The sequence below is a fragment of the Actinosynnema sp. genome, assembly GCF_052038725.1.
The window spans coordinates 1-3,156 of sequence record NZ_JBQGCX010000674.1 but is presented as its reverse complement, the minus strand read 5'-3'; the positions used below and the strand labels follow the sequence as shown (position 1 = coordinate 3,156).

The window sequence follows — 3,156 nt, the reverse complement described above, 5'->3', positions numbered from 1 at the left end:
CGGGCGGGGGGGCGCCCCCGCGGGGGTCGTGCCCGCACGGTCGCGCGCCCGCGCCCCCCCGCCGGGCTACCGCGTCGAGCCGCCCCCGGGACCACCCCGCCCGTCCTCCGGCCGCTCCACCGCGGCCCGGAACAGCCCGAGCCCCAGGTCCACCGGGTCGTCCAGCCCCACCTCGCCCAGCGCCTCCTCCGGCAGCGCCAGCAGCGAGATCGCCACCCCGAGGAAGTACGCGTCCAGCAGCGCCGCGTCCTTCGCCGACCCCGGCAGCCCCGCCACCCGGTGCAGCGCCGCGCCCGCCCCGGCGTTCGCCACCACCATCCGCCCCAGCGCCTCGCGCACCCCCGGCCTGCGCACCGCCTCCAGGTACAGCTCCACCATCGCCAGGAACTGCGTCGGGTCGTCCGCCACCGCGCGCCGCAGCAGCGCCGGGTACAGGCCGGCGACCTGGTCGGCGGACACGCCCGGCGGGGTGGTCGCGCGCAGGCGGTCCACGGCCTCGGTGTGCAGGGAGGTCATGTGGGCCGCCGCCGCGCCGAGCAGGGCGTCCCTGGTGGGGAAGTAGTTCTTCGTCGTGCCCTCCGGCACGCCCGCGCCCCGGTCGACCGCCCGGTGGGTCAGGCCGCGCCCGCCCTCGGCGGCCAGGACCGCGATGGCCGTGTCGCACAGCAGGTCCCTGCGGTTCGGGTCCCTGCGGTTCGGATCACGGCGGGTCGGGTCGCGGCGGGAGGTCACGGTGAGCAGACCCTAGCCGACACGGCCGGGGGACGTCGTGCGGACGCGGGGGCTCGCCACCCGCGCGCCGCGCTCCAGCACCAGCCACGCGCCGCACGGGCAGCGGCGGTAGGCCACGGGGCCGTGGGCGTCGGCCGGGTAGGCGGGGTCGTCGACGGGCCAGCCGCAGTGGGGGCATCTGGTGTTCACCCGTCCGAGCATGATGTCATCGTTCAGTGCACTTCAACCCTTACGGCGGCGCGGCGGCCCAGATGGCGGCGACGCTGGTGAACCTGGACCGGGACTGCTCGCCCGAGCGCCTGCTGGACGTGCTGCGCACGCTGGACTACAAGCCCGTCGGCACGCTCGACGCGGGCGGGGCGCGGGCGCTGCTGGACTGGGCGCGGCGGCTGGAGCAGGTGTTCGACGACCCGCGCGGCACGGTCGGGCTGGTCAACGAGCTGCTGGCCGAGACCGCGACCCGCCCGCACATCTCCACGCACGACGGCCGCCCCCCGCACCTGCACTTCGCGCCCGCCGAGCTGCCCACGCAGGAGCGGGTGCGCGCGTACACGGCGGCGGGGGTGGCGCACGCGGTGTGCGACGCGCCGGACCGGCTCGGGCGGTGCGCGGCGCCGGGGTGCGCGGTGGTGTACGTGGACACCTCCCGCAACGGGCGGCGGCGGTTCTGCTCGACGCGGTGCGCGAACCGGGTGCACGTGTCGCTGCACCGCTCGCGGCGCGGGGCCGACGAGGGCTGAGCGCCTGCGGGGCGGCGCGCACCCGCGCGGGACCGGGCGCCGGTCGGCCGCGGGGGCGCGCCCCCGTGGGGTCAGCCGACCAGGCGGGCGTACTCGTAGCGGGTGGAGCCGTTCTCGTCGCCGTTGTGCTGCCTGCCGACCATGACCTCCAGCTCCCCCGCCTTGGAGCTGCTGCTGCTCTCCTTCTGCGGGTCGGTCCACCGGCGGCCGGTCAGCGTCACGGCGCGCCCGGCCACGCTCAGCTGGGCGGTGGCGTAGCGGGTGGAGCCGTTCTCGTCGCCGGAGTGCTGCCTGCCCACCAGGACCTGGTCGGTGGCCGCGGAGAACAGCGAGTTGCTCTCCTTCTGGAAACCGCTCCAGGTGGGCGCGCTGACCGCGGCGATCTGCGAGTCGATCAGGATCAGCGCGCAGTAGTAGGTGGTGGTGCCGTTCTCGTCACCGCCGTGGGCGCGCCCGATGAGGACCTGGTTGGTCGGGCAGGTGAAAGCGGTCCCGGCGGACTCCTTGATCTTCTCGGTGTACGCGTCGATGACGACGATCTGGGCGCTGGAACTGGTCTCGGCGGCGGACGCCGTGACGGGCATCGCGGCGAGGAGACCCACTGCTGCCAGCGTGGACGCCATCGCCGTCGTGCTCGGGAAGCGGCTCACAACAATTCCTTCCAAGTGATGTGGAAAGCGGTCGTGAAACTTCTGACGACGGGCAAGCTAACAGGTGCGCAAACCGACCAGGAATAGTCCGTCTGCCGTCTCGTTCACATTCGGACGGGACGGTTTCAGGCGTTTTCTGGGGTCTTTTCCGCCTTCGGCTCCCCGGCGCGGGGGATTGACCGGCCCGCGGGTTCGGCCGGTCAGCGGGGCACGCGCCTGCCGAAGCGGGCGTCGGTGAACGATGCGGTGTCCCCCACCAGCGCGGAGGTGACGTCGGTGCGGCCCCGGAACCACACCCGGTCGAAGCGCGCGTCGTGCCCGAAGGTGGCGCCGGTGAACAGCGCCCGCCCGCCGAAGCGCGCCCCGGTGAAGTCCGCCGGACCGGTCAGCTCGGCCCCGCACAGGTCGGCCCGGCCGGACACCCTGGCCCCGGCCAGGCTCGTCGCGCCCGCCACCCGCACCCCGCGCAGCACCGCGTTGCCGGTGAACACCGCGCCGGTCAGGTCGGCGTCGGCGGTGAACAGGGTGTCGGCGAGGTCGGCGTGCCGCAGGAACCTGGCCTGCGCGAACGTGGCCGGGCCGGTGACGGTCATCGCGCGCAGCCGCGCGTCGCCCAGGAACACCGCGCCGGTCAGGTCGACCCGGCCGGGGCGGCAGCCGGACAGGTCCAGGTCGACCAGGGTGGCGCCCGCCGCGCGCAGCTCCATGCCGGGCCAGAAGCCGGGGCCGGGGCTCAGGTGGGCGCGCAGGCGGTCCTGCACCTCGGTGCGCCAGGCCGCGTTCAGGCCGCGCGCCACGCCCGAGCGCAGGCAGATCAGCAGCAGGTCGACCGCGTCCTGGCGGCGGTCGGGGCGCCGCGCGACGTGCGCGTCGAGCCGGTCCAGCGCGTGCGGGGCCCCGTCGAGGACATCGCGGGTGACGCGGCGCCACGCGGTCGGGGTGGACACCCGGTCCGGGGCGGTGCGGCGGCGGGCGTGCTCGTCGAGGAGGGTGTCGTGCTCGGACATGCGCACCTGGCGCGCCACGGCGACCGC

The 3,156-nt window shown here is 75.6% G+C and carries 5 protein-coding genes; 1 reads left to right on the top strand and 4 read right to left on the bottom strand.

The window, feature by feature from the left end:
- Positions 1-66: 66 nt before the first annotated feature.
- Together ACTUAL_RS14255 and ACTUAL_RS14250 are read right to left on the bottom strand one after the other, a co-directional pair.
- Complete coding sequence (locus ACTUAL_RS14255; RefSeq protein WP_440900574.1) at positions 67-732, bottom strand: TetR/AcrR family transcriptional regulator; 666 nt, start codon at positions 730-732, stop codon at positions 67-69.
- A 12-nt stretch (positions 733-744) separates the two neighbouring features.
- Positions 745-921 (bottom strand): hypothetical protein, encoded by a 177-nt coding sequence (locus tag ACTUAL_RS14250; RefSeq protein WP_440900573.1) that lies wholly within the window; start codon positions 919-921, stop codon positions 745-747.
- 26 nt (positions 922-947) lie between these two features.
- Here ACTUAL_RS14250 and ACTUAL_RS14245 point away from each other — a divergent pair, with 26 nt between their 5' ends.
- Positions 948-1,472, top strand: a complete 525-nt coding sequence (locus ACTUAL_RS14245; RefSeq protein ID WP_440900572.1) for a CGNR zinc finger domain-containing protein — start codon at positions 948-950, stop codon at positions 1,470-1,472.
- A gap of 71 nt (positions 1,473-1,543) precedes the next feature.
- Here ACTUAL_RS14245 and ACTUAL_RS14240 read toward each other — a convergent pair whose 3' ends face one another.
- Positions 1,544-2,122, bottom strand: coding sequence for a hypothetical protein (locus tag ACTUAL_RS14240; RefSeq protein ID WP_440900571.1), 579 nt, complete (start codon positions 2,120-2,122; stop codon positions 1,544-1,546).
- A 200-nt stretch (positions 2,123-2,322) separates the two neighbouring features.
- On the bottom strand, positions 2,323-3,156 hold an 834-nt coding region (locus ACTUAL_RS14235), incomplete at its 5' end, for a pentapeptide repeat-containing protein (protein WP_440900570.1).